Below are 22466 nucleotides of genomic sequence, written 5' to 3'. Positions count from 1 at the left end.
GACCGAGGGTCCTGCTCGACCGGTGACCGGGTGACCCGGCATTCGGTGACGATCCGACCGGCTCGACGCGGACCCGCCGTGCTCGTACCCCGCCGTCCGATTCCCCCGCGCCAATAGTCCGGGTTGCCCGCGCAGCGTCTCATCCGTCGCCCCAATTCGTCTCGGAAACGTTCGTGCTCTTTCCCGTTTTGACGCAGCGACGGACGGTTCGGTTCCCGCGCCTCGCAAGAAAGTTCACGCACTTCTCGCGGGGGGCGGGAACCCGTCCGGCTATCCGCTGTTGCGCAGCGCGGTCGCGAGCCCGTTCATCGTGAGCTGGATGCCGCGGCGCGTCTGATCACTGTCGTCCCCGGCCCGGTAGCGGCGCAGCAGTTCCACCTGCAGGTGGTTGAGGGGCTCGAGGTACGGGAACCGGTTGTGCACCGACCTCTCCAGGCCGGGGTTGTCGGCAAACAGGGTGTCGTTCCCGGTGATCGCCTTGTACATCCGGATGGTCCGCTCGTGTTCCTCGGCGATCTTGCCGAACACCCGTCGGCGGAGTTCCTCGTCGGGAACCAGTTCCGCGTAGCGGGCGGCGAGGCCCATGTCGGACTTCGACATCACCATGGCCAGGTTGGACAGCACGGTCCGGAAGAACGGCCACTTCGCGTACAGGCGGGACAGCGTGGCCACCCTCTCGGGGTCGCCCTGCGTCCATTCCTCGAACGCCGCACCCGTGCCGTACCACCCGGGCAGCATGACCCGGGACTGACTCCACGACAACACCCACGGGATGGCCCGAAGGTCGGAGATGGACGTGGTCTGCTTCCGTGAGGCGGGCCGGCTGCCGATGTTGAGGGCCCCGATCTCCGCGACCGGAGTCGACATCTCGAAGTACTCCACGAATCCGGGTGTCTCGTGTACCAATTCGCCGTAGGCGCGGCGGGCCAGCGCAGCGAGCTCGTCGAGGATGCGGTACGCCGGTTCGGCGTCGTCGCCAAGTCCCTCGACGTCGAGCAGGGTGGCTTCGAGGGTCGCGGCGAGTAGCGTTTCGAGATTGCGTTGCGCGAGGCGGGGTTCCGCGTACTTGGCGGCGATCACCTCGCCCTGTTCGGTGATCCGCAGCGAGCCGGCCACCGCGCCGGGCGGTTGCGCCAGGATCGCCTCGTAGCTGGGGCCGCCGCCGCGACCCACGGTGCCGCCGCGACCGTGGAAGAGCCGCAACCGGATTCCCGTCTTGCGTGCGGCGTCCACCAGATCCAGCTCGGCGCGGTACAGCGCCCAGTTGGCCGCCAGGTAGCCGCCGTCCTTGTTGGAGTCGGAGTACCCGAGCATCACTTCCTGGGAGTCGCCGCGCGAGGTCACCAGCGCCCGGTAGATCGGCACCTCCAGGGTGGCTTCGAGGGTGGCGGCACCCTGCTGCAGGTCCTCGATCGTCTCGAACAGCGGCACGATGCCCACCGGACAGGACGGGGCCTCCCCTGATCCGGGGTCGAGCAAGCCCACCTCCTTCAGCAGCACCGCGGCCTCGAGCATGTCACTGACGGAGGTGCACATGCTGATGATGTAATTGGGCACGGCACCCGCACCGAGTGTCCGGACCGCGTCGGCGCCGGCCTGGAGAATGGCGAGCTCCTTCGCGGTCAGCTCGCTGAACTTCGCGTTCGCGGTGGTCAGTGGGCGCCGGGTCGACAGCTCCGCCGACAGCAGCTCCACCCGCTCGTCCTCGGACAGCGACGGGTAGTCGGCGTGCACGCCCGCCCACGCCAGCAGCTCGGCGACGACGGTCTCGTGCACGTCCGAGTTCTGCCGCATGTCGAGACCGGAGAGGTGGAAACCGAACACCGCCACCGAATCCCGCAGGCTCGCCAGCCCATCGTCGGCGATGGTGCCGTCGCCACCACGCCGCAGGGAGTCGTCGACGATGTCGAGTTCGTCGAGCATCTGCCGCGGGGTGTCGTACGGTGCGAGGCCGAGGTCGAGCCCGTGATCGGGTGCCTCACCGAGAATGCGGTGCGCGGTGGCCGTGAGACGCCCCCGGATGCCCCGCACCGCGCGCCGGTAGGGTTCGTCGGCGCGGAATGGGGAATCGTCCTGCGACGCCGCGGCCAGGAGGTCGAGCCCGGGGGTGACGGTGACGAGGCGAGCCGACATCGACAGTTCGCGCTCGAGCGTCTCGAGTTCGCCGAGGTGATGCTCGAGGGCGGTGGCCGCGGCACGGGTGGTGGCCTGCCGGACCACCTCGTCGGTGACGTAGGGGTTGCCGTCGCGGTCTCCGCCGATCCACGACCCGGGACGCAGAATCGGTTCCCCGCCCAGATCCGCGTCCGGCCACCGCGACCGCAGGGCAGTGCGCAGTTCGGCGTTGATCTTCGGGACGACCTCGAACAGTGCCGCGTCGTAGTACCGCAGCCCGACCTCGATCTCGTCCTGGATCCGCAACCGCGACAACCGGATCAGTGCGGTCTGCCAGAGGGTGAGGATCTGCCGCCGCAGCCGGACGTCGACGTCGGCCGTCTCGGTCTCGGTCAGGGCGGTGCGCTCGCGGTAGCGCATCAGTTCCGTGATCCGGGACTGGGTTTCGAACACCGTCCGGCGGCGGGTCTCGGTGGGATGGGCGGTGATGACCGGCGACACGAGCGCCCCGCGCAACGCGTCCGCGACGACGGCGCTGTCGAGGTGCGCGGCGTCGAGTTTGGCGAACGTGGCAGTCAGGGTGCTGTCGGGGGCGGGTTCACCGGCGGCGACGTGGACGGCACGCCGGCGTTCGCGGTGGATGTCCTCGGCAAGATTGGCCAGCAGGGCGAAGTGGCTGAAGGCCCGGATGACGGGAATGGTGTCGCTCGTGGAGACCTGGGTGAACATGTCCGCCAGATCCGCGCGGTCGATCTCGGAACGACGAACCCGGAACGATTCGACCCTGGCCTTCTCGACGAGGTCGAAGACGCCGTCCCCGGCCTGTTCCCGCACTATCTGACCGAGGATGCCGCCCAGAAGCCGAATGTCTTCGCGGAGTGGTTCAGTGGCCTCACGTGGGGTTTCGATCATGCATCCAGTATCGACCGGTGACGGCCCGTCTGCATGGTGAAGCAGATCAGCCGAACTTGATCTCCAGGCCGATGCCGATGATGGCGATCAACCAGATCAGGCCGGTGAAGACGGTGAGCCGGTCGAGGTTTTTCTCGACCACGGTGGAACCGGACAGGCTCGACTGGACACCGCCGCCGAACAGGCTGGACAGACCGCCGCCCTTACCGCGGTGCAGCAGCACCAGCAGAATCAGCAGCAAGCTGGTGACCACCAGCAAGATATCCAGGAACAGTTCCATGTCTGTCTACGTCCACCCATCCAGTAGGAACAACAACGACCTCGTACACCCTACAGGCGCTCCGCGCCCGTGCGCCTTTCCGGTACCTACAGCTACCGGAAAGGCGCACGGGCGCCGAAGGCGCCTTACGGCAGAGGTCCGCCCGCGGCGATCGCCGACAGCGTGGCGAACTCGTCGGCCTTCAGCGAGGCGCCGCCTACCAGGGCGCCGTCCACATCCGTCTGACCGACGATCTCGCCGACGTTCTTGGCGTTGACGCTGCCGCCGTACAGAACGCGGACACTGGACGCGACGTCCGGCGAGGCGAGCTCACCGAGCGTGGCGCGGATCGCGGCGCACACTTCCTGCGCATCCGCGGCACTGGCCACGCGGCCGGTTCCGATGGCCCACACCGGCTCGTACGCGATGACGACCTTGGCGACGTCCTCGGCGGACAGTCCGGCGAGCGAGCCCCGCAACTGCTCGACGTTGTAGGACACGTGCTCGCCGGCCTCACGGACGTCGAGACCCTCACCGATGCAGACGATCGGGGTGATCCCGTTCTTCAGCGCGGCCTTGGTCTTGGCCAGCACGGTGTCGTTGTCCTCGCAGTGCAGGGTCCGGCGCTCCGAGTGCCCGACGACGACGAACGTGCAGCCCAGCTTGGCCAGCATGGAGCCGCTGATCTCGCCGGTGTACGCACCCGAATCGTGGGCCGACACGTCCTGCGCACCGTAGGTGAGCAGGAGCTTGTCGCCCTCGACGAGGGTCTGCACGCTGCGGATGTCGGTGAACGGCGGGATCACCGTCACGTCGACCTTGTCGAAGTACTTCGCCGGGAGCGAGAAGGCGATCTTCTGAACCAGCGCGATGGCCTCGAGATGGTTCAGATTCATCTTCCAGTTGCCGGCGATCAGCGGCTTCCGTGCCATGCCTCAGGCCTCCAGAACTGCGATGCCGGGGAGTTCCTTGCCCTCGAGGTACTCGAGGGAGGCGCCGCCACCGGTGGAGATGTGCGAGAACCCGTCCTCGGGCAGACCGAGCTGGCGCACCGCCGCGGCGGAGTCACCGCCACCGACGACGCTGTACGCGCCCTTCCCGGTGGCCTCGATGATCGCCTCGGCGACACCCTTGGTGCCCGCGGCGAACTTCGCGAACTCGAACACACCCATCGGGCCGTTCCAGAACACGGTCTTCGCGCTGGTCAGGATCGCCGCGAACCGGCGAACCGACTGCGGTCCGATGTCGAGACCCATCCAGCCGTCCGGGATCTCGAGCACGGAAACGATCTTCGACTCGGCGTCGGCCGAGAACGAATCGGCGATGACCACGTCCTGCGGAATGTGGATCACGTCGGCGTACTGCTCGAGCAGCGCCTTGCACGTGTCGATCATCGACTCCTCGCACAGCGAGTTGCCGACCGACACGCCCTGCGCCGCCAGGAACGTGTAGTACATGCCGCCACCGATGACGAGGGTGTCGACCTTGGGGGCCAGCGCCTCGATCACCGCGAGCTTGTCCGACACCTTGGACCCACCCAGCACGACCGCGTACGGCCGCTCGGGCTCCTCGGTGAGCTTGCCGAGCACCTTGATCTCGGCTTCGACGAGCCTGCCCGCGTAATGCGGGAGCAGCTTGGCCACCTCGTACACCGACGCCTGCGCGCGGTGCACGACACCGAACCCGTCGGACACGAACGCGCCGTCGTCGCCGACGAGCTCGACCAGGGCCTTGGCGAGCTTCGTCCGCTCGGCCTCGTCCTTGCTGGTCTCCCGCGGATCGAAGCGGATGTTCTCCAGCAGGAGAACGTCGCCGTCCGTGAGCCCCTCGGCACGTGCCAGAGCGTCCTGCCCGACGACGTCGCCGGCGAGCTGGACGTTGCGTCCCAGCGCCTCGGCGAGCTTCACCGCGACCGGTGCGAGGGAGTACTGCGGGTCGGGCTCACCCTTGGGGCGACCCAGATGTGCGGTGACGATGACCTTGGCGCCCGCCTCCGCCAACGCCTTCAGCGTCGGCGCGGAAGCGATGATGCGCCCGGGATCGGTGATCCGGTCACCGTCGAGCGGAACGTTGAGGTCGGAGCGCACCAGCACGGCGCGCCCCTCGACCCCAGCGTTCAGCAGGTCGTCGAGAGTCTGAACTGCCACTGTTACCGGACCTTCGCTCAGAGAGACTTGGCGACGAGACCGATGAGGTCGGCCAGACGGTTGGAGTAACCCCACTCGTTGTCGTACCAGGACACGATCTTGGCCTGATCGTCGATGACCTTGGTGAGGCCGGAGTCGAAGATCGAGCTGTGCGGGTCGGTGACGATATCGGACGACACGATCGGAGCGTCCGTGTACTTCAGGATGCCCTTGAGCGGTCCCTCGGCGGCAGCCTTCATCGCGGCGTTGATGTCCTCGACGCTGGCCGACTTCTTCAGGTTCGCGGTGAGGTCGGTGACCGAGCCCGTGGGGATCGGGACGCGCAGCGCGTAGCCGTCCAGCTTGCCGAGCAGCTGCGGGAGGACCAGGCCGATGGCCTTGGCGGCACCGGTGCCCGTGGGGACCACGTTCAGTGCGGCGGCGCGGGCGCGACGCAGGTCGCTGTGCGGGCCGTCCTGCAGGTTCTGGTCCTGGGTGTAGGCGTGGACCGTGGTCATGAGGCCCTTGACGATACCGAACTCGTCGTCGAGCACCTTGGCGATGGGGCCGAGGCAGTTGGTGGTGCACGAGGCGTTGGAGATGATGTTCTGGCTGCCGTCGTACTTGTCGTCGTTGACACCCATCACGATGGTGATGTCCTCGCCCTTGGCCGGGGCGGAGATGATGACCTTCTTGGCGCCGGCCTCGAGGTGGCCCTTCGCCTTGGCTGCGTCGGTGAAGATGCCGGTGGACTCGACGACGACGTCGACGCCCAGGTCGCCCCACGGAAGCGCCGCGGGCCCTTCCTTGATGGCGAGGGCCTTGATCTTCTGGTTTCCGACGACGATGGTGTCTTCACCCTCGAGCGAGACGTCGTGCGGGAGACGACCCAGGATGGAGTCGTACTTCAGGAGATGCGCCAGCGTAGCGTTGTCCGTGAGGTCGTTGACCGCCACAATCTCGATGTCGGTGGTTCCGAGCGCCTTCTGCGCGTCCACCGCCCTGAAGAAGTTACGTCCGATACGGCCGAAACCGTTTACGCCTACCCGGACAGTCACAATCTGCTCCTTTGCGCATGATTCTGGTTGTGCAGCTCTGCTCCCGCGCCGCTACGACACCACCGACGGGTGGTCGGCGCGAGGGTTCATCGGTCGATGTGGCTCTAACCCTAGTGCGCGGGGCACGCGCGCGCGCAGTCACCTCCGGCACCCGTTTCCGGGCCGCCCCGACCCGAACGAACGGGACGCTCGTGCGATCTGACGCAACGAGCGTCCCGTTCGTCCGGGAGTGGGGGTGGTGCGAGGGACCGCCGACGACGGTCAGGCATCGTCGAGAAGGTCTGCGGTGACGGCCGACTCGGTGTCGGGGATGCCGGTTTCCTTGGCCTTGCGGTCCGCCATCGACAGCAACCGCCGGATGCGGCCGGCGACGGCGTCCTTCGTCATCGGCGGATCGGCGAGCTGGCCGAGTTCCTCGAGGGACGCCTGCCGGTGCTCCACCCGGAGGTGACCGGCCGCCGCCAGATGGTCGGGAACCTCGTCACCCAGGATGTCGAGGGCCCGCTCGACGCGGGCAGCGGCCGCGACGGCCGCCCGCGCGGACCGGCGCAGGTTGGCGTCGTCGAAGTTGGCGAGCCGGTTGGCGGTGGCACGGACCTCCCGGCGCATGCGACGTTCCTCCCACACGAGGCGGGTGTCCTGGGCGCCCATCCGGGTGAGCAGTGCGCCGATGGCCTCGCCGTCGCGGATCACCACCCGGTCGGTGCCACGGACCTCGCGGGCCTTCGCCGAGATGCCCAGCCGGCGTGCCGCCCCGACGAGCGCGAGCGCCGCCTCCGGGCCGGGGCAGCTGACCTCGAGCGCCGACGACCGACCCGGCTCGGTCAGCGAACCGTGCGCCAGGAACGCGCCGCGCCACGCGGCTTCCGCGTCGGCAACGCTGCCACCGACGACCTGCGCGGGAAGCCCGCGCACCGGGCGCCCCCGCAGGTCCAGGAGACCGGTCTGGCGGGCGAGTGCCTCGCCCTCCTTCGCGACCCGCACGATGTAGCGGGACGACTTGCGCAGCCCGCCCGCGCTGAGAACGTGGACGTCGGCGCTGTACGTGAACAGGTCGAAGATCTCGCGGCGCAACCGGCGGGCCGTGGACCCCAGATCCACTTCTGCCTCGACCACGACCCGGCCACCGACGATGTGCAATCCCCCGGCGAACCGCAGCAGCGACGAGACCTCGGCCTTCCGGCAACTCACATGAGTGACGACGAGACGACTGAGTTCGTCTTTGACCTCTGCTGTCATTGCCACGAAGCGCTCTCCCTTTCCTCTGGTGTCCCGGCCACTTCGCTCCCCCGAGACCCCGCATCGGGGTCGCTCCAGAGCTGTTCGAGAACGGACGCAAGTTTTCCTGCATGGTGCGTGTGGGTGCCGTGCTCCGACACGTCGGCGTACACGACGCGTGCCTGGAACTGTCCGGCGGCGCGGGCGAGGTGCTCGCGCTCGCGCCCCGGTGGCACCGAACCCGAATCGACCACGACGAAGTCGACGGTGAGTTCGGGTGCGTGTTGGGACAGTACGTGCAGATGACGCTCGGTGGAGAATCCTGCCGTCTCGCCCGGCTCCGGAGCCAGGTTGAGCACCAGCACCTTCCGCGCGGCGGTGGAGATCAGCGTGTCAAGGAGTTCCGGCACGAGGACGTGCGGGATGACGCTGGAGAACCACGACCCCGGGCCGAGGACGACCATGTCGGCGACGTCGATAGCCCGGACCGCGTCCGGGCATGCGGGCGGATTCGCCGGCAGCAGCCGCACGCGGCGCACCTTGCCGGGCGTGGTCGCGACCGCGACCTGACCGCGGATGCAGCGGCTGACCCGCGGGTCCGCCTCGAGGCCCTGCACGTCGGCTTCGATGTCCAGGGCGATCGGCGACATCGGCAGCACGCGCCCGTTGATCCGCAGCAGCCGCGCGAGTTCGTCCAGCGCGGCGACGGGGTCGCCGAGCACTTCGGTGAGGCCGGCCAGGATGAGATTGCCCACCGAGTGGCCGGCGAGGGCGCCGATTCCGCCGAATCGGTGCTGGATGGTGTCCGTCCAGTCCTGCACCTCGGGGTCGTCCGCGGCGAGTGCGGCGAGCGCCATCCGCAGATCCCCCGGCGGGATGACGCCGAGTTCGGCGCGCAGCCGTCCCGAGGATCCGCCGTCGTCCGCGACGGTGACGACGGCCGTGACGTCACGGCTGAGCCGGCGCGCGGCGCTGAGGGTGGCGAACAGCCCGTGGCCCCCGCCGAGCGCGACGATCGCAGGCGGCTGGTGCACCGGCCTCATTCGCGCCCCAGATCACGATGGACGACACGCACGTTCAGCCCGGAGTCCTGTCCGAGGCGGCTGGCCAAGGCCTCCGACATCGCGACACTTCGGTGTTTCCCTCCGGTGCATCCCACCGCGATGGTCATGTAGCGCTTCCCCTCCCGACGATATCCCGCGATCGTCAGATCCAGCAGGTGGTGATATGTGGCGAGATAGTCCTCGGCACCGTCCTGCGACAACACATAGTCCCGCACGTCCGCACTCTGCCCGGTGTGCGGACGCAACTCGGGAATCCAGTGCGGGTTGGGCAGGAAGCGGACGTCGCAGACGAGATCGGCGTCCATCGGAAGACCGTACTTGAAACCGAACGACTGGACTGTTACTTGCATGGTCCGGTCCTCGGCGTCGCCGAACGCGTCCTCGATCTTCTGCCGCAACTGGTGGGCGGCGAGGGACGACGTGTCGATCACCAGGTCCGCGGCGGCCTTCACCTTCGCGAGCTGATCGCGCTCGGCGGCGATGCCCTCCGACAGGGTGCCCTCGGCGCCTCCCCCCGACAGCGGGTGACTGCGGCGCACCTGCTCGAAACGGCGCACCAGGACCTCGTCCGACGCGTCGAGGTACAGCACCCGCGTGTGCACGGGTTTGCTCTCCAGTTCGGTCAGGACCCAGCCGAGGTCGCCGGTGAACAACCGGCTGCGCACGTCGATGACGACGGCGAGCCGCTCGAGCCGCGAATCGGATTCCAGGCTCAGATCCACCATCCGGGAAATCAATTCCGGAGGAAGGTTGTCCGCGACGTACCACCCGAGGTCCTCGAGGACCTTCGCCGCCGTCTGCAGACCCGCCCCGGAGAGCCCGGTGACGAGAAGGAAGTCCATCGGCCGGACCGTGGGTGGACGGTCGCTCTGCGCGTGCTGCTCGTTCACTCGACACCTGTCCGTTGCGATGCGCTCTGTGCTGCCGGGCCGTGCTGTGCTACCGGTTCGCGGGGAACGTCCGCGCCGTTCTGTTCTGTCGTGCCCTGCCCGTTCCGATCTGGTTCATCATCCCCCACTCCCGCGACGTCCGCAGACGGTTCCTCCGCCCCGAGAGCGGTGAGTACCGCTTTCGCCGTGGCCGTTCCGATGCCGGGGACCGCGGTGATCTCCTCGACGGAGGCCTGCTTGAGGCGGGCGACGGATCCGAAATGCGTCACCAGGGCCTTGCGCCGGGTCTCGCCGAGCCCGCGGACCGAGTCGAGCGCGGACGCCGTCATCCGGCGGGACCGCTTGCTGCGGTGGAACGTGATCGCGAAACGGTGTGCCTCGTCGCGCACCCGCTGCAGCAGGTACAGCGACTCGCTCGTGCGCGGGAGGATGACCGGGTCCTCCTCCCCCGGCACCCACACCTCCTCGAGCCGCTTGGCCAGCCCGATCACGGCGACGTCGGTGATGCCCAGTTCGTCGAGCACCGCCGACGCCGCGGCCACCTGCGGGGCTCCGCCGTCCACGACGAACAGGTTCGGTGGGTACGCGAACCGCCGCGGCCTGCCGGTCTGCGGATCGATCGCCGCCTCCGGGGCGAGGTCGCCGCCGTCCCCGTCCGACACCTGGTCGGCGTCCGCCCCGGCCGCTTCGGCGCGCAGCACCCCGACGTCGCGGTTGTGCCGGAGGAACCGCCGCCGGGTGACCTCCGCGATGCTGGCGACGTCGTCGGAGCGACCGTCACCCGCGGCCTCCTTGATCGCGTAGTGCCGGTAGTCGGACTTGCGGGGCAGGCCGTCCTCGAAGACGACCAGGGAGGCCACCACGTCGGTGCCCTGCACGTGGCTGATGTCGACGCATTCGATGCGCAGGGGCGCCGAATCCAGGTCGAGGGCCTCCTGGATGCCCTGCAGGGCCGCCGACCGCGACGTGAAGTCGCCGGCGCGGCGCAGCTTGTGCTGTTGCAGTGCCTCCATCGCGTTGCGCTGCACGGTCTCGGCGAGAGCCTTCTTGTCGCCGCGCTGCGGCACGCGGAGGCGGACCGCGGATCCGCGGAGACCGCTGAGCCACTCCTGCACCTGCTCGGCGTCGGGCGGCAGCACGGGCACCAGGACCTCCCGCGGCACGCCGCTGGTGCCGGCCTCCTGGTCGGTCGCGCCCGACAGCGCCGCCTGCTCACCGTAGAACTGGGTGAGGAACTGCTCGACGAGCAGCGGCAGGTCCGATCCCGCCTCGGAATCGACGCTGGCCCAGTCGATGACGTCACCCGCCTTCTCGACCACCCAACCGCGCTGACCGCGCACGCGGCCACCGCGGACGTGGAACACCTGCACCGCGGCCTCGAGCTCGTCGGTCGCGAACGCGGCGACGTCGGCGTCGGTGCCGTCCCCGAGCACGACGGCCTGCTTCTCGAGCGCGCGCCGCAACGCGCCCACGTCGTCGCGCAACCGCGCCGCCGTTTCGAAGTCGAGTTCTTCCGACGCCTCCTGCATCCGGGCCTCGAGTTGCCGGACCAGCTTGTCGGTGCGTCCCGACAGGAAGTCGCAGAAGTCCTCGACGATCTTGCGGTGTTCGGCCGCGGACACGCGTCCGACGCACGGCGCGGAGCACTTGTCGATGTAGCCGAGCAGGCAGGGCCGGCCGATCTGGTTGTGACGCTTGAACACCCCGGCCGAGCAGGTGCGGGCAGGGAACACCCGCAGCAGCAGGTCGAGGGTTTCGCGGATGGCCCACGCGTGCGAGTAGGGCCCGAAGTAGCGGACACCCTTGCGCCGGGGACCGCGGTAGACGAACAGCCGGGGGTATTCCTCGTTCAGGGTGACCGCGAGAACCGGGTACGTCTTGTCGTCGCGGTAGCGGACGTTGAACCGGGGATCGAATTCCTTGATCCAGTTGTACTCGAGCTGGAGGGCCTCGACCTCGGTGCTCACGACGGTCCACTCGACGCTGCCGGCCGTGGTCACCATCTGGCGGGTGCGCGGGTGCAGCGTCGAGACGTCGGCGAAATAGGAATTCAGCCGTGATCGAAGACTCTTCGCCTTCCCGACATAGATGACCCGGCCGTGCGGATCGCGGAACTTGTACACCCCCGGGTCGACCGGAATCGTTCCGGTCGCGGGGCGATATGTCGAAGGATCGGGCACCCCTCCACGTTAGTCGGCGCCACCGACCAACCCCGCATCCGCGACGTGGCGGAGGGGCGACCCCGGGTTCAGGACGGTGCGTACTCCGACGCGAGTGCGCGGAAGCGGTCGACAGCGTCCACGGCGTATTCGCGATCGTTGGATTGGATGGCCATCACGGCCAGGTATTCGTCGTCGGGCAGCTCGATCCGGGCCCACGCCGCGCCGTCCGGGAAGGACAACCCCTCGTACAGATCCCAGTCGACGATGCGCTCCCCGAGGACGTTGCGGACGGCGATGCCGCGCGGCCCGACCCGCAACCTGGGCCGGGTCAGCAGCAGGACCGCTGCCGCGAGGAGGCAGCCGATGCCCGCGAACGCCAGCTGGTCGGCGAGCCGGAAGTACACGCCCGTCGAATCGCCGCGCAGCAGGATTGCGAACGTCACATGCACGACGACCAGAAGGATCGCCACACCGATCGCGTACCGACGCGACTTGCGCGGCGTCGCGACGAGTGTCCACTCGGATTCGGGAGTGGTCATGGATGGATCCGGATCATACGAAGGACTCCTCGGCGCGGCGCAGTCGCACCAAGGTGACAGCGGTGTCGAGCGCGGCCGCGCAGGCTTGACCGCCCTTGTCCTCGACGGAGCCGGGCAGGCCACTGCGGTCGACGGCCTGCTGCTCGGTGTCCGTGGTGAGCACACCGTTCCCGACCGGGGTGCTCTCGTCCAGCGAGACCCGGGTCAGACCGGCCGTCACGGCGTCGCAGACGTATTCGAAGTGCGGGGTCCCGCCGCGGATCACGACACCGAGCGCGACGACGGCGTCGTGCGTGCGGGCCAGGGCCTGCGCCACCACCGGAAGCTCGATGGCACCGGCGACCCGGACCAGTGTGACGTTCTTCACGTTCGCCTCGGCCGCCACCCGCTGCGCGCCGGCGATCAGCGCCTCGGAGATCTCGGCGTGCCAGCTGCCGGCGACGATGGCGAGCCGGAGGTCGCCAGCCTCACCGAGTTGCAGCTCCGGCAGTCCCTCACCACTCACAGCATTTCTCCCGCTTCGAAGTCGTCGAGCCCGATCAGGTCGTGGCCCATGCGGTCGCGCTTCGTGCGCAGGTACGTCAGGTTCTCGGCGTTCGCCCGCAGCGGCATCGACACCCGCTCGGTGATCTGCAGTCCGTAGCCGTCGAGCCCGACCCGCTTGGCCGGGTTGTTGGTCAGCAGCCGCATCGAGGAAATACCCAGATCCACCAGGATCTGCGCACCGATGCCGTAGTCGCGGGCGTCGGCGGGCAGGCCGAGCTCGAGGTTCGCGTCGACGGTGTCCGAACCCGCATCCTGCAGCTGGTAGGCCTGCAGCTTGTGCATGAGGCCGATGCCCCGGCCCTCGTGTCCGCGCATGTACAGGACCACCCCGCGACCCTCCTGCGCGACCATGTCCAGGGCGGCGTCGAGCTGGGGCCCGCAGTCGCAGCGCAGCGAACCGAACACGTCGCCGGTGAGGCATTCGGAGTGCACGCGCACGAGCACGTCGCTGCCGTCGCCGTCCGGGCCGGGCAGGTCGCCGCGAACCAGGGCGACGTGCTCGACGTCGTCGTAGATGCTCCGGTAGCCGACGGCCGTGAACTCGCCGTGCCGGGTCGGGATCCGCGCGGACGCGACCCGCTCCACGTGCTTCTCGTGCTTGCGGCGCCACGCGATCAGGTCGGCGATCGAGATCAGCGCGAGGTTGTGGTCATCGGCGAAGACCCGCAGCTCGTCGGTCTGGGCCATGTGGCCCTCGTCCTTCTGGCTGACGATCTCGCAGATCACACCCGCCGGCCGCAGGTCCGCCATCCGGGCCAGGTCGACGGCCGCCTCGGTGTGACCGGGACGGCGCAGCACGCCGCCCTCCTTGGCGCGCAGCGGCACGACGTGGCCGGGCCGGGTGAAGTCCTGGGCGCCGCTGGACGGGTCGGCCAGCAACCGCATGGTGGCGGCGCGGTCGGACGCCGAGATGCCGGTGCCGATGCCCTCCCGGGCGTCGACGGTCACGGTGTACGCGGTGCCGTGCTTGTCCTGGTTGGTGGCGTACATCGGGGGCAGGCCGAGGCGGTCGCAGTCGGCGCCGTCGAGCGGCACACAGAGATAGCCGGACGTGTATCGAACCATGAAGGCAACCAACTCGGGGGTGGCTTTCTCCGCGGCGAAGATGAGGTCTCCCTCGTTCTCGCGGTCTTCGTCGTCGACGACGACGACTGCCTTGCCTGCGGCGATGTCCGCAACGGCGCGCTCGATACTGTCGAACCTGGTCACGTGCTCGGTCTCCAAAGTCTTGACTTAGGCATCTTCGAATACAAACGGATGCATCCGTGGATGCTCCTCAACAGTACGACTCAGCGACCGGCCGCTTGCAGCCGCTCCACATACTTCGCGATCACGTCGACCTCGAGGTTGACGGGCGTCCCGACGGACGCCGCCCCGAGGGTGGTCAGTTGCAGCGTGGTCGGGATGAGCGAGATCTCGAAGTATTCCTCGCCGCGTTCGCCGCCGAGCGCCGAGACCGTCAGCGACACACCGTCGACCGTGATCGAGCCCTTCTCCACGACGTACCGGGAGATGGCGTCGGGCAGCGCGATGCGGACGACCTCCCAGTTCTCGGACGGGCTGCGGCTGATGATGTGCCCGGTGCCGTCCACGTGGCCCTGGACGAGGTGGCCGCCGAGGCGGCTGTTCAGGGCTGCGGCCCGCTCGAGGTTGACGCGGCTGCCCACGTCGATCTTCTGCAAGCTCGATCGGTTCAACGTCTCCTGCATGACGTCGGCGGTGAAGGAGCCGTCGGCCAGCACCTCGACGACGGTCAGGCACACCCCGTTCACCGCGATCGAATCACCGTGTGACGCGTCGGAAGTCACGACCGGACCACGCACGGTGAACCGTGCGGCGTCGGCCAGTTCCTCCTTGGCGACGACCTCACCCAACTCTTCGACGATCCCGGTGAACACTGTGGCTTCTCCTACGTTTGGGGGCTGTCAGGGTTTTCGGACACTGCTGGAACCAGACTCAACAACAAATCGGGGCCGATTGTTTCGACCGACTCGTGACGGAACCGCAGCGCGCCGTCGATCGTGTGCACACCCGCCTCCGCGACCGCGGGCGTGCCGGCGCCGAGGACCAGCGGGGCGAGGTACGCCTGGATGCGGTCGACGCGGCCCGCGGCGAGAAACGCGCCGGCCAGCCGGGGCCCGCCCTCGAGCAGCACATCGGTGTACTCCGCGAGTGCGGCGAGGACTTCGTCCACGTCGCGCGTGCGCAGCAGCAGGGTGGGCGCGGAGTCATCGAGGACCCGGGCGTCCGCCGGGATGTCGCCGAGTCCGACGACGACGCGCACCGGCTGGTGAGCGGCGAGCGATCCGTCGGGCATCCGGGCGGTCAGCCGGGGGTCGTCGGCCAGCACCGTCCCGGTGCCGACCACGATCGCGTCGAGTTTCGCCCGGTCGGCGTGGACGTGTTCCCTGGCCTCGGGTCCGGTGATCCACTGGCTGGTGCCGTCGGCGGCGGCGCTGCGCCCGTCCAGGGTGGCCGCGTACTTCCAGGTGACGTGTGGCCGTCCGGTGCGCTGCCGGTGCAGCCAGGCCCGGAGCGGCCCGCGTTCGACGTCCTGGGCTCGCAGCCCGGACGTGACCTCGACCCCCGCCGAGACGAGAGTTTCCGCGCCGCCCGCGGCCTCGGGGTTCGGATCGCCCACCGCATAGTGCACCGCGACCACACCGGCATCGAGGAGCGCTTGCGAACACGGCCCGGTCCGGCCGTGGTGGTTGCACGGTTCCAGCGTGACGACGGCGGTGCCGCCGCGGGCGGCGTCACCCGCCTCCCGCAGTGCGACGACCTCCGCGTGCGGACCGCCGGGAGGCTGCGTCATCCCGACACCGGCGATGCGCCCCGCGGAGTCGAGGACCACCGCGCCGACCGCCGGATTGGGGCTGGTGAATCCGCGCGCCGACTCCGCGGCACCGATGGCGATCTGCATCGCGGCGTCGAGATCCGCAGCCGAATTCTCATGCCGCACGTGGGAGTTCACGATGTGCCGGAGCGCCGTTACCGCGACAGACTCAGGTGCGGTGACGCCTTGGCGGCGCTGGCGCGCAGGGCGCGGACGGCCTCCGCGGGATCGCTCGTGCCGTAGACGGCGGACCCGGCGACGAAGCAGTCGACGCCCGCCTCGGCAGCGGCCTCGACGGTGTCGGCGTTGATGCCGCCGTCGATCTCCACGACCAGCCTCAGCTCACCCGAGTCGACGAGCCGGCGGACGGCCTTCGCCTTCGACAGCACCTCGGGGATGAACGACTGACCGCCGAAGCCGGGCTCGACGCTCATGACGAGAAGCGTGTCGAAATCCTTCAGGATCTCGAGGTACGGCTCGATCGGCGTGCCGGGCTTGACGCTGAGACCGGCCTTGGCGCCGGCGGCGCGGATGTCCCGGGCCACGGACCGGGGGTCGTCGGTCGCCTCGGCGTGGAACGTGACGTTGTGCGCGCCCGCCTCCGCGTAGGGCGGCGCCCAGCGACGGGGGTCGTCGATCATGAGATGGCAGTCGAGCGGGATGTCCGTCGCCGCGAGCAGGCTCTGCACGACGGGAAGGCCGAGCGTCAGATTCGGCACGAAATGTGCGTCCATCACGTCGACGTGCAGCCAGTCGGCCCCGGCGACGGCATCCGCCTCCTCGGCGAGACGCGCGAAATCGGCAGACAGAATGGACGGTGCGATCATCGGGGTTGCCACGCGCCGCAGTTTAGTCGTACGCGTGCCGGGGCCGGGGCCCGCGGTCCATACTGGGCTCATGCCGACCTGGACGGACGTCGTGGCGATCGGTGCGTCCCTGCCGGAGGTACAGGAGAGCACGTCATATCGCACTCCGGCGCTGAAGGTGGCGGGCACGTTGCTCGCCCGGTTGCGGGCCGAGTCGGACGGGGGCCTGGTGGTGATGTGCGACCTCGACGCGAAGGCGGCGCTGCTGGCCCAGGGCGCGCCGTTCTACACCACTCGGCACTACGACGGTCACGGTTCGATCCTCGTCGACCTCGAGAATGTCGACGTCACGCAGCTGACCGAGCTGCTGCAGGACGCCTGGCGGATCAAGGCACCGGCGAAGCTGCGCAAGCGGTTCGACCAGACCTGACGAGAAAGGCGAGGGCCCGGGCGGCGCCCGCACACCGGCCCGGACCCTCATCGGATCGGCGTCAGACGCCGAGCTTGAGGCCCGCCCCCGCATCGACGCGGAGCTGCTGACCGGTGACGAACCGGGACTCGTCGGACGAGAGGAACACCACCGCGTGCGAGATGTCCTCGGGCTCGACCCACGGGGTGGGCATCGCCTGCATGAACGGGAACGTGACCTTCGCGTCCTCGGCGGTCGGGTTCTCGAGGTCGGGGCGGAACGTGCGGAACATCGGAGGGCTCTGCAGCATGTCCGTGTTGCAGTTCGTGGGGTGGATCGCGTTGACGCGGATTGACTTCGGGCCCAGGGTGAGCGCGAGCGAGTTGGTGTACGTCCACAGCATCTTCTTGGCGAGACCGTAGCCGTCACCGCCCGGCCCCTGCAGGGCCTGTTGACCGTTCAGGCCCGTCTGCGGGACCAGCCCGGCCACCGATCCCGTCGCGATGATCGACGCACCGGCGTCCAGGTGCGGGAGGGCCGAGTGAATCGTGTTGATCACTCCGACGAAGTCGACGTCGAACGCATCGACGAATCCCTCGACGGGCACGTCGTGCCCGAGGGGCGCGATCCCCGCATTGGCGACCACGACGTCAAGCCGTCCCAGCGTCGCGACCGCGGCGTCGAGTTCGCGTTGCAGTGCCGCGCGGTCACGCACGTCCACCTTGGCGGTGACGACCCGGCGCCCCGCCTTCTCGACGAGCCGTCCCGTCTCCTCGAGGTCGGCCTCGGTCGCCAGCGGGTACTCGTTCGATGCGATGTCCTCGCAGAGGTCGAAGGCGATGATGTCGGCGCCCTCGTCGGCGAGATGCACTGCATGACTACGACCCTGACCCCGCGCCGCTCCCGTGATCAGAACGACCTTCCCCGCTACCCGATTCATCTGAAGTCCTCCACTCGCTTCGTGACGTACGTCTCTGTCGCGAGAAGAATTAGAACACGTTTCACACAAAAATGAAACAGGTTCTACCGAAAGTCGGGCAGATGTCCAGGTAGCGGGGAGCGACCGCCCTACGGCTTGCGCAACGCGGCCATGAACATCGCGTCCGTGCCGTGCCGGTGCGGCCAGAGCTGGACGCCCGGGCCGTCACCCAGCTCCGGCACACCGGGTACGAGTTCACGCGTGTCCAGCGCCGTGAGCCCGTAGCGGCGCACCGCGTCCGCGACCACGGCCACCGTCTCGGACAGATGTGGCGAACACGTCGCGTAGAGGATCACGCCACCCGGACGAACCAGCCGAGCGGCCGACGCCAGGAGTTCCCGCTGCAGCTTCGCCAGACCCGCCACATCCGACGGCTGGCGGCGCCACCGGGCCTCCGGACGTCGGCGCAGCGCACCCAGTCCGGTGCACGGCGCGTCGACCAGGATCCGGTCGTACCCGCCCTCCAACCCGGGATCCCGCCCGTCGGCGACGTGCACGTCGACCGGCAGTTCCTTCGTCGTCTTGCGGATCAGGTCCGCACGGTGCGCCACCGGCTCCACGGCGTCGAGGCGTCCGCCCTCGATTCCGGCGAGGGCGCCGAGCAGGGCAGCCTTGCCGCCCGGGCCCGCGCAGAGGTCGAGCCACCGGCCCGCGTCCGGGCCGTCCAGCGGCGCCAGCGACAGCGCCCGGGCGACGAGCTGACTGCCCTCGTCCTGTACTCCGGCGAGCCCCTCGCGGACGGCGTCGAGCAGCCCCGGGTCGCCGCCGTCCAGATAGACCGCGTACGGCGAGTACCGCCCCACCTCGCCGCCGGTGGCGAGCGCGAGTTCCTCCGACGAGATCTCCCCGGGGCGGGCGACGAGATGCACCGCCGGCCGGGCGTCGTCGGCCACGAGGACATCCTCGAGTTCCCCGGCGTCGGCACCGAGCGCGTCGGCGAACACCTGGGCGATCCACGCGGGATGCGCGTGCGCGAACGCCAGCCGCCCCACCGGATCGGCCGGGGCGAGGCGCTCCACCCATTCCGTCTCGGACCGCTCCGACACCCGGCGTAGCACGGCGTTGACGAAGCCCGCCTTCCCTGGACCGGCCTCCGCGCGCACGAGATCGACGGAGGTGGCGACGGCGGCGTGCGGGGCGACGCGGGTACGGAGTAGCTGGTAGGCGCCCAGCTGGAGGACGTCGAGGAGCGGTCCGTCGATCTCGGCGATCGGCCTGCCGGCGCAGTCGGCGATCACGGCGTCGAGGAGCCCACGGGCGCGGGCGGCGCCGTACGCCAGTTCCGTGGCGAGGGCGGCGTCACGTCCGTCCAGGCGCCGCTCACGCAGCAGTCCGGGCAACACCAGGTTGGCGTAGGCGTCGCGCTCCCGGACGGCACGCAGCACGTCCCTCGCGGCCAGCCGCGGCTGATCGAGACCGGACTGCGATGCGTCGGGGCGGCGCGCCTGGCGGGGACGGTTGTTGCGGGCCCCCGAGCCGGACTGGCCGCGACGTGCGGGCCTTCTCGATTCGCTCACTGTGCCCGTACCTCCGCGTCGAGTCGTGCGCCTCGCGCCCAGTCCAGGGCGGCCATCTGTTTCTTGCCCTGCGGCTGGATGCGGTCGAGCCGCACCGCCACCGTGGACGTGCCGATCAGGAATCCGGATCTGGTCACGGAGATCTCCCCCGGCTCCAGTCGCTCCTCCGTCGGAGTGACGGGGCCGACCTTGACGCGCAGATCGCCGATCGTGGTCCAGGCGCCGGGCGCGGGGGTCACCGACCGGACGTGCCGGTCCACCACGGCAGCTGTTCTGTCCCAACGGATCCGGGCCGCCTCGACGGTCACCTTGGGCGCGTGCGACACCCCGTCGGCCGACTGCGGGACCGCGCTGATCGCGCCGTCCTCGATCCCGTCGAGAACCGACTCCAGGAGGACCGCACCGCTGTCGGCGAGGCGCCCCAGGAGGTCCCCGGCGGTGTCGGTGTCGCGGATCCTCTCGGTGACCACCCCGTAGACCGGCCCGGTGTCCATCCCCGCCTCGAGCCGGAAGGCGCTCGCACCGGTCATGTCGTCACCCGCACCGATCGCGGCCTGCACCGGAGCGGCCCCGCGCCACGCAGGCAACAGCGAGAAATGCAGGTTCACCCAGCCGTGCGCCGGGATGTCGAGGACCTTTTGCGGCAGCAGCGCCCCGTAGGCGACGACGGGCGCGCAGTCGGGGGCGAGGTCGGCGAGACGTGCGAGGAATTCCGGTTCCGAGGGCCGCTCGGGAGTCAGCACCTCGATACCGTTCGAGTCGGCGAGTTCACCGATCGGTGAACGGACCACCTTCCGTCCGCGGCCTGCGACTGCGTCCGGGCGGGTGATCACCGCCACGACGTCGTGGCGCGGCGAACGGATCAAGCGTTCGAGCGAGGGAACGGCGGGCTCGGGGGTTCCGGCGAAGACTATGCGCACGTCGGCGACCCACACAACGGACGGTGGACCGCTGCGCGGGCCGAAACGATACTCACGAAGAAAGCTCCCCTTTGATCGACGATGTGCCGACCAGTCTAGGGAGTCGGACCCGGGCCGTAACACTCGGCGAACTGTCGTCGCCGCCCTGCAGGGCGTGAGCGATTCCGACGCCGAACACCTCGCGGCCGCACTCGACATCAAGACCGTGAAGAACCTCGGCACCAACAAGTACTTCCTCTGGGCGCAGGCCGTCGCGACACTGGCGGAGTAGCACACACACAGAAGCGGGGAGCCGTGCAGCGCACGGCTCCCCGCTTCGTTGTGGGTCTACCTGTTGCTGTCGAGAATTACCTGCGGAATACCCGCGCCGACCGGGACGAACTCGCAGTGAGCCAGCGGAGTCGCGTCCGGGTCGAGCGCCGCACGGACGAGGTCGAGCGCGAACGGATCGTAGGGCGCCTGGAAATGTCCGGTGCCATCCTGGGGGCATCGATCCTGAATCAGGATGTTGTCGGCCCCGGCGCCGCGGAGCGCCATGTTCGTGTACGGCTGGATCATTTCGTCGTACCGGGACCCGATGGTCGTGTACGCGACGCCGGGCACGGTGTCACCGCCCGCGTTGAGGGCATTCATGAACGGCGAGCCCTGCATCTGCTGGCTGACGGCCACCGACGTCACCGTGCGGGCGAAGTCAGGTCCGCCGGGAAGTGCCTGCACGATCGGAACGAGGCCGTACATCACTCCCCCGTAGCTGGGCGACGCCAGTCCGACCCAGTCGTCGACGAACGGGGCGCCGCCGAGCTTGTTGACGTAGTACCGCGTGACGTTGGCACCCTGCGAGTATCCGACGGTGTCGACCTTGTCGGCGCCGGTCGCGTCGCGGACCCGGTCGACGAACCGGCCGAACTCCTCCGCGCTCGCGACGATGTCCTCGGTGCCGTAGGAATCGGCACCCGGCGCTCCGCCGTAGTTGAGCGCGAACACGCAGTAGCCGTCCGCGGCGAGCATGGGCGACAGGGCGGCCCAGTCCGCGTAGGCGCTGGCGTCGGTGCCGTGCGCGAGCACCACCGGCTCCGGGTGGTCCGGGGAGGGTGTGCAGGAGAAGTCGTTCGATCCCGCGGGTGCGCTGTCCGGGTGCTCGTGCGCATACGCGGCGGCGGCACTACGGCCGTTCTGAGGAAGCCCGGCCATGGTGGGCACGACGGGCTGGGGCGGTGAGGCGTCGTCCGCGTGGGCGGTGGACACTGCGCCGGACATCAGCAGGACGACACACGTGACGACCGCACCGGCACCCCGAAACCTCATGATCTCTCCCGACTTCGCCGTGACATTTCTGTGAACCTTCCCAGAATGTGCACGCGCTGTCGCGTCGAGTCGGCGGGCCCGCGGTGAGCCGTGGCGCCCTACGAGTCGGTGTCATCCTTGCCGGCTTCGCTCTGATCGTCTTCGGCGAGAAGGCGATACATCGCGCGCCGCGCGTCGGTGAGGATCTCGCCGGCACGCCGGACCTGGTCGTCGTCACCGACCGCGGCGACCTGACCCGCGGCACCCATCAGCAACCCGATCAGACCCCGCAGGTCCTCGGCGGGCCGGCCGACACTCTCCCGCACGTCGTCCCACGGGGTGCCGAGTTCGGTCTTGTTCGCTTCGACGAAGGCCTTGCCCTCGTCCGTCAGGCGTGCGGTCTTGCGGCCCGCCACCTTTTCGATGAGCACCAGACCCTCGTCCTCGAGCTGTGACAGCGCGGGGTAGATCGAACCGGGACTGGGCTTCCACACCCCGTCGCTGCGTTCGACGATCTGCTGAATCAGCTCGTAGCCGTGCATCGGCTCCTCGGTGAGCAGCAGCAGGATCGCGGAGCGGACATCGCCGCGCCGTCCCCTGCCACCCCGTCCGCGTCCGCGCCCGAAGTGAATTCCCGGACCGAGGCCGGGATCGCCCTCGGGGCCGAAGCGGCCTCGCCGGTGTCCGTGACGGTGGGGGCCCTCGGGCCGTCCCGTCCGTTCGCGTGTGAATCGGGCCCGTCGGGGACCCCTGTGTTCGAAATGGAAGTCTTCCATCATCAGCCTCCTTCTGTATCGCTGATGCATCAACGATATATCGTCGATTA

The 22466-nt window shown here is 69.2% G+C and carries 22 protein-coding genes; 2 read left to right on the top strand and 20 right to left on the bottom strand.

Features of this window, described 5'->3' with window-relative positions; translation table 11 throughout:
* Positions 1-270 precede the first annotated feature (270 nt).
* The 15 genes from ppc to rpe form a co-directional block, all read right to left on the bottom strand.
* Complete coding sequence (ppc, locus tag FND50_RS18005; RefSeq protein ID WP_144286564.1) at positions 271-3027, bottom strand: phosphoenolpyruvate carboxylase; 2757 nt, start codon at positions 3025-3027, stop codon at positions 271-273.
* A 46-nt stretch (positions 3028-3073) separates the two neighbouring features.
* Entirely contained in the window at positions 3074-3307 is a 234-nt protein-coding gene (secG, locus tag FND50_RS18000) for a preprotein translocase subunit SecG (protein WP_005241788.1), read from the bottom strand.
* Between the two features lie 125 nt (positions 3308-3432).
* On the bottom strand, positions 3433-4218 hold the full coding sequence (gene tpiA / locus FND50_RS17995; RefSeq protein ID WP_144286563.1) for a triose-phosphate isomerase: 786 nt from the start codon (positions 4216-4218) through the stop codon (positions 3433-3435).
* A 3-nt stretch (positions 4219-4221) separates the two neighbouring features.
* On the bottom strand, positions 4222-5433 hold the full coding sequence (locus tag FND50_RS17990) for a phosphoglycerate kinase (protein WP_144286562.1): 1212 nt from the start codon (positions 5431-5433) through the stop codon (positions 4222-4224).
* Between the two features lie 17 nt (positions 5434-5450).
* Complete coding sequence (gap, locus tag FND50_RS17985) at positions 5451-6470, bottom strand: type I glyceraldehyde-3-phosphate dehydrogenase (protein WP_005241784.1); 1020 nt, start codon at positions 6468-6470, stop codon at positions 5451-5453.
* A 261-nt stretch (positions 6471-6731) separates the two neighbouring features.
* Complete coding sequence (gene whiA / locus FND50_RS17980) at positions 6732-7715, bottom strand: DNA-binding protein WhiA (RefSeq protein ID WP_005262275.1); 984 nt, start codon at positions 7713-7715, stop codon at positions 6732-6734.
* Positions 7706-8731, bottom strand: a complete 1026-nt coding sequence (gene yvcK, locus FND50_RS17975) for a uridine diphosphate-N-acetylglucosamine-binding protein YvcK (RefSeq protein WP_144286561.1) — start codon at positions 8729-8731, stop codon at positions 7706-7708. The genes whiA and yvcK overlap by 10 nt, the downstream gene beginning before the upstream one ends.
* A complete protein-coding gene (gene rapZ / locus FND50_RS17970; RefSeq protein ID WP_186301331.1) occupies positions 8728-9594 on the bottom strand; it encodes an RNase adapter RapZ in 867 nt (288 codons plus the stop codon). The genes yvcK and rapZ overlap by 4 nt, the downstream gene beginning before the upstream one ends.
* Before the next feature lie 44 nt (positions 9595-9638).
* Positions 9639-11822, bottom strand: a complete 2184-nt coding sequence (gene uvrC, locus FND50_RS17965) for an excinuclease ABC subunit UvrC (protein ID WP_144286559.1) — start codon at positions 11820-11822, stop codon at positions 9639-9641.
* Between the two features lie 68 nt (positions 11823-11890).
* A complete protein-coding gene (locus FND50_RS17960; protein ID WP_005241776.1) occupies positions 11891-12343 on the bottom strand; it encodes a PH domain-containing protein in 453 nt (150 codons plus the stop codon).
* Between the two features lie 13 nt (positions 12344-12356).
* A complete protein-coding gene (gene ribH / locus FND50_RS17955) occupies positions 12357-12848 on the bottom strand; it encodes a 6,7-dimethyl-8-ribityllumazine synthase (RefSeq protein ID WP_144286558.1) in 492 nt (163 codons plus the stop codon).
* Positions 12845-14098 carry a bifunctional 3,4-dihydroxy-2-butanone-4-phosphate synthase/GTP cyclohydrolase II gene (locus FND50_RS17950; protein ID WP_009480441.1) on the bottom strand — a complete coding sequence of 418 codons (1254 nt, stop codon included), beginning with the start codon at positions 14096-14098 and terminating at the stop codon, positions 12845-12847. The genes ribH and FND50_RS17950 overlap by 4 nt, the downstream gene beginning before the upstream one ends.
* Positions 14099-14178: 80 nt before the next feature.
* Positions 14179-14787, bottom strand: coding sequence for a riboflavin synthase (locus tag FND50_RS17945; RefSeq protein WP_005241761.1), 609 nt, complete (start codon positions 14785-14787; stop codon positions 14179-14181).
* 11 nt (positions 14788-14798) lie between these two features.
* Positions 14799-15851, bottom strand: a complete 1053-nt coding sequence (ribD, locus tag FND50_RS17940; protein ID WP_144289098.1) for a bifunctional diaminohydroxyphosphoribosylaminopyrimidine deaminase/5-amino-6-(5-phosphoribosylamino)uracil reductase RibD — start codon at positions 15849-15851, stop codon at positions 14799-14801.
* A gap of 29 nt (positions 15852-15880) precedes the next feature.
* Positions 15881-16564, bottom strand: coding sequence for a ribulose-phosphate 3-epimerase (gene rpe / locus FND50_RS17935; protein ID WP_144286557.1), 684 nt, complete (start codon positions 16562-16564; stop codon positions 15881-15883).
* A 58-nt stretch (positions 16565-16622) separates the two neighbouring features.
* On the opposite strand from rpe, the gene FND50_RS17930 reads away from it, so the two are divergent.
* Entirely contained in the window at positions 16623-16961 is a 339-nt protein-coding gene (locus tag FND50_RS17930) for an MmcQ/YjbR family DNA-binding protein (protein ID WP_144286556.1), read from the top strand.
* 61 nt (positions 16962-17022) lie between these two features.
* Here the strand turns inward: FND50_RS17930 and FND50_RS17925 are convergent, their stop codons facing one another.
* From FND50_RS17925 to fmt, 3 genes are all read right to left on the bottom strand, one after another.
* Entirely contained in the window at positions 17023-17880 is an 858-nt protein-coding gene (locus tag FND50_RS17925) for a mycofactocin-coupled SDR family oxidoreductase (RefSeq protein ID WP_144286555.1), read from the bottom strand.
* A 128-nt stretch (positions 17881-18008) separates the two neighbouring features.
* A complete protein-coding gene (locus FND50_RS17920) occupies positions 18009-19436 on the bottom strand; it encodes an RsmB/NOP family class I SAM-dependent RNA methyltransferase (RefSeq protein WP_144286554.1) in 1428 nt (475 codons plus the stop codon).
* Positions 19433-20356: a methionyl-tRNA formyltransferase gene (gene fmt / locus FND50_RS17915; RefSeq protein WP_007295881.1), complete on the bottom strand. Its 924-nt coding sequence runs from the start codon at positions 20354-20356 to the stop codon at positions 19433-19435. The genes FND50_RS17920 and fmt overlap by 4 nt, the downstream gene beginning before the upstream one ends.
* A gap of 31 nt (positions 20357-20387) precedes the next feature.
* On the opposite strand from fmt, the gene FND50_RS37795 reads away from it, so the two are divergent.
* Complete coding sequence (locus FND50_RS37795; protein WP_371737098.1) at positions 20388-20627, top strand: hypothetical protein; 240 nt, start codon at positions 20388-20390, stop codon at positions 20625-20627.
* Between the two features lie 56 nt (positions 20628-20683).
* Here the strand turns inward: FND50_RS37795 and FND50_RS17910 are convergent, their stop codons facing one another.
* The gene (locus FND50_RS17910; RefSeq protein WP_144286553.1) at positions 20684-21661 is read right to left on the bottom strand and encodes a triacylglycerol lipase; all 978 of its coding nucleotides are present in this window, start codon (positions 21659-21661) and stop codon (positions 20684-20686) included.
* 98 nt (positions 21662-21759) lie between these two features.
* Entirely contained in the window at positions 21760-22416 is a 657-nt protein-coding gene (locus FND50_RS17905) for a PadR family transcriptional regulator (protein WP_144289097.1), read from the bottom strand.
* Positions 22417-22466 lie beyond the last annotated feature (50 nt).

Origin of the sequence: Rhodococcus sp. WB9, assembly GCF_007558985.1 — a bacterium.
Taxonomy (GTDB): Bacteria; Actinomycetota; Actinomycetes; order Mycobacteriales; family Mycobacteriaceae; genus Rhodococcus_F; species Rhodococcus_F opacus.
The sequence above is the reverse complement of the archived record's forward strand: the minus strand, read 5'-3'. Positions and strand labels throughout refer to the sequence as shown.

Excerpts from the sequence above, each read along its gene's own strand:
- ppc (WP_144286564.1), bottom strand. The coding sequence starts at position 3,027 with ATGATCGAAACCCCACGTGAGGCCACTGAACCACTCCGCGAAGACATT.
- secG (WP_005241788.1), bottom strand. The coding sequence starts at position 3,307 with ATGGAACTGTTCCTGGATATCTTGCTGGTGGTCACCAGCTTGCTGCTG.
- tpiA (WP_144286563.1), bottom strand. The coding sequence starts at position 4,218 with ATGGCACGGAAGCCGCTGATCGCCGGCAACTGGAAGATGAATCTGAAC.
- yvcK (WP_144286561.1), bottom strand. The coding sequence starts at position 8,731 with ATGAGGCCGGTGCACCAGCCGCCTGCGATCGTCGCGCTCGGCGGGGGC.
- rapZ (WP_186301331.1), bottom strand. The coding sequence starts at position 9,594 with ATGGACTTCCTTCTCGTCACCGGGCTCTCCGGGGCGGGTCTGCAGACG.
- FND50_RS17960 (WP_005241776.1), bottom strand. The coding sequence starts at position 12,343 with ATGACCACTCCCGAATCCGAGTGGACACTCGTCGCGACGCCGCGCAAG.
- FND50_RS17930 (WP_144286556.1), top strand. The coding sequence starts at position 16,623 with ATGCCGACCTGGACGGACGTCGTGGCGATCGGTGCGTCCCTGCCGGAG.
- FND50_RS17925 (WP_144286555.1), bottom strand. The coding sequence starts at position 17,880 with ATGAATCGGGTAGCGGGGAAGGTCGTTCTGATCACGGGAGCGGCGCGG.
- FND50_RS17910 (WP_144286553.1), bottom strand. The coding sequence starts at position 21,661 with ATGAGGTTTCGGGGTGCCGGTGCGGTCGTCACGTGTGTCGTCCTGCTG.
- FND50_RS17905 (WP_144289097.1), bottom strand. The coding sequence starts at position 22,416 with ATGGAAGACTTCCATTTCGAACACAGGGGTCCCCGACGGGCCCGATTC.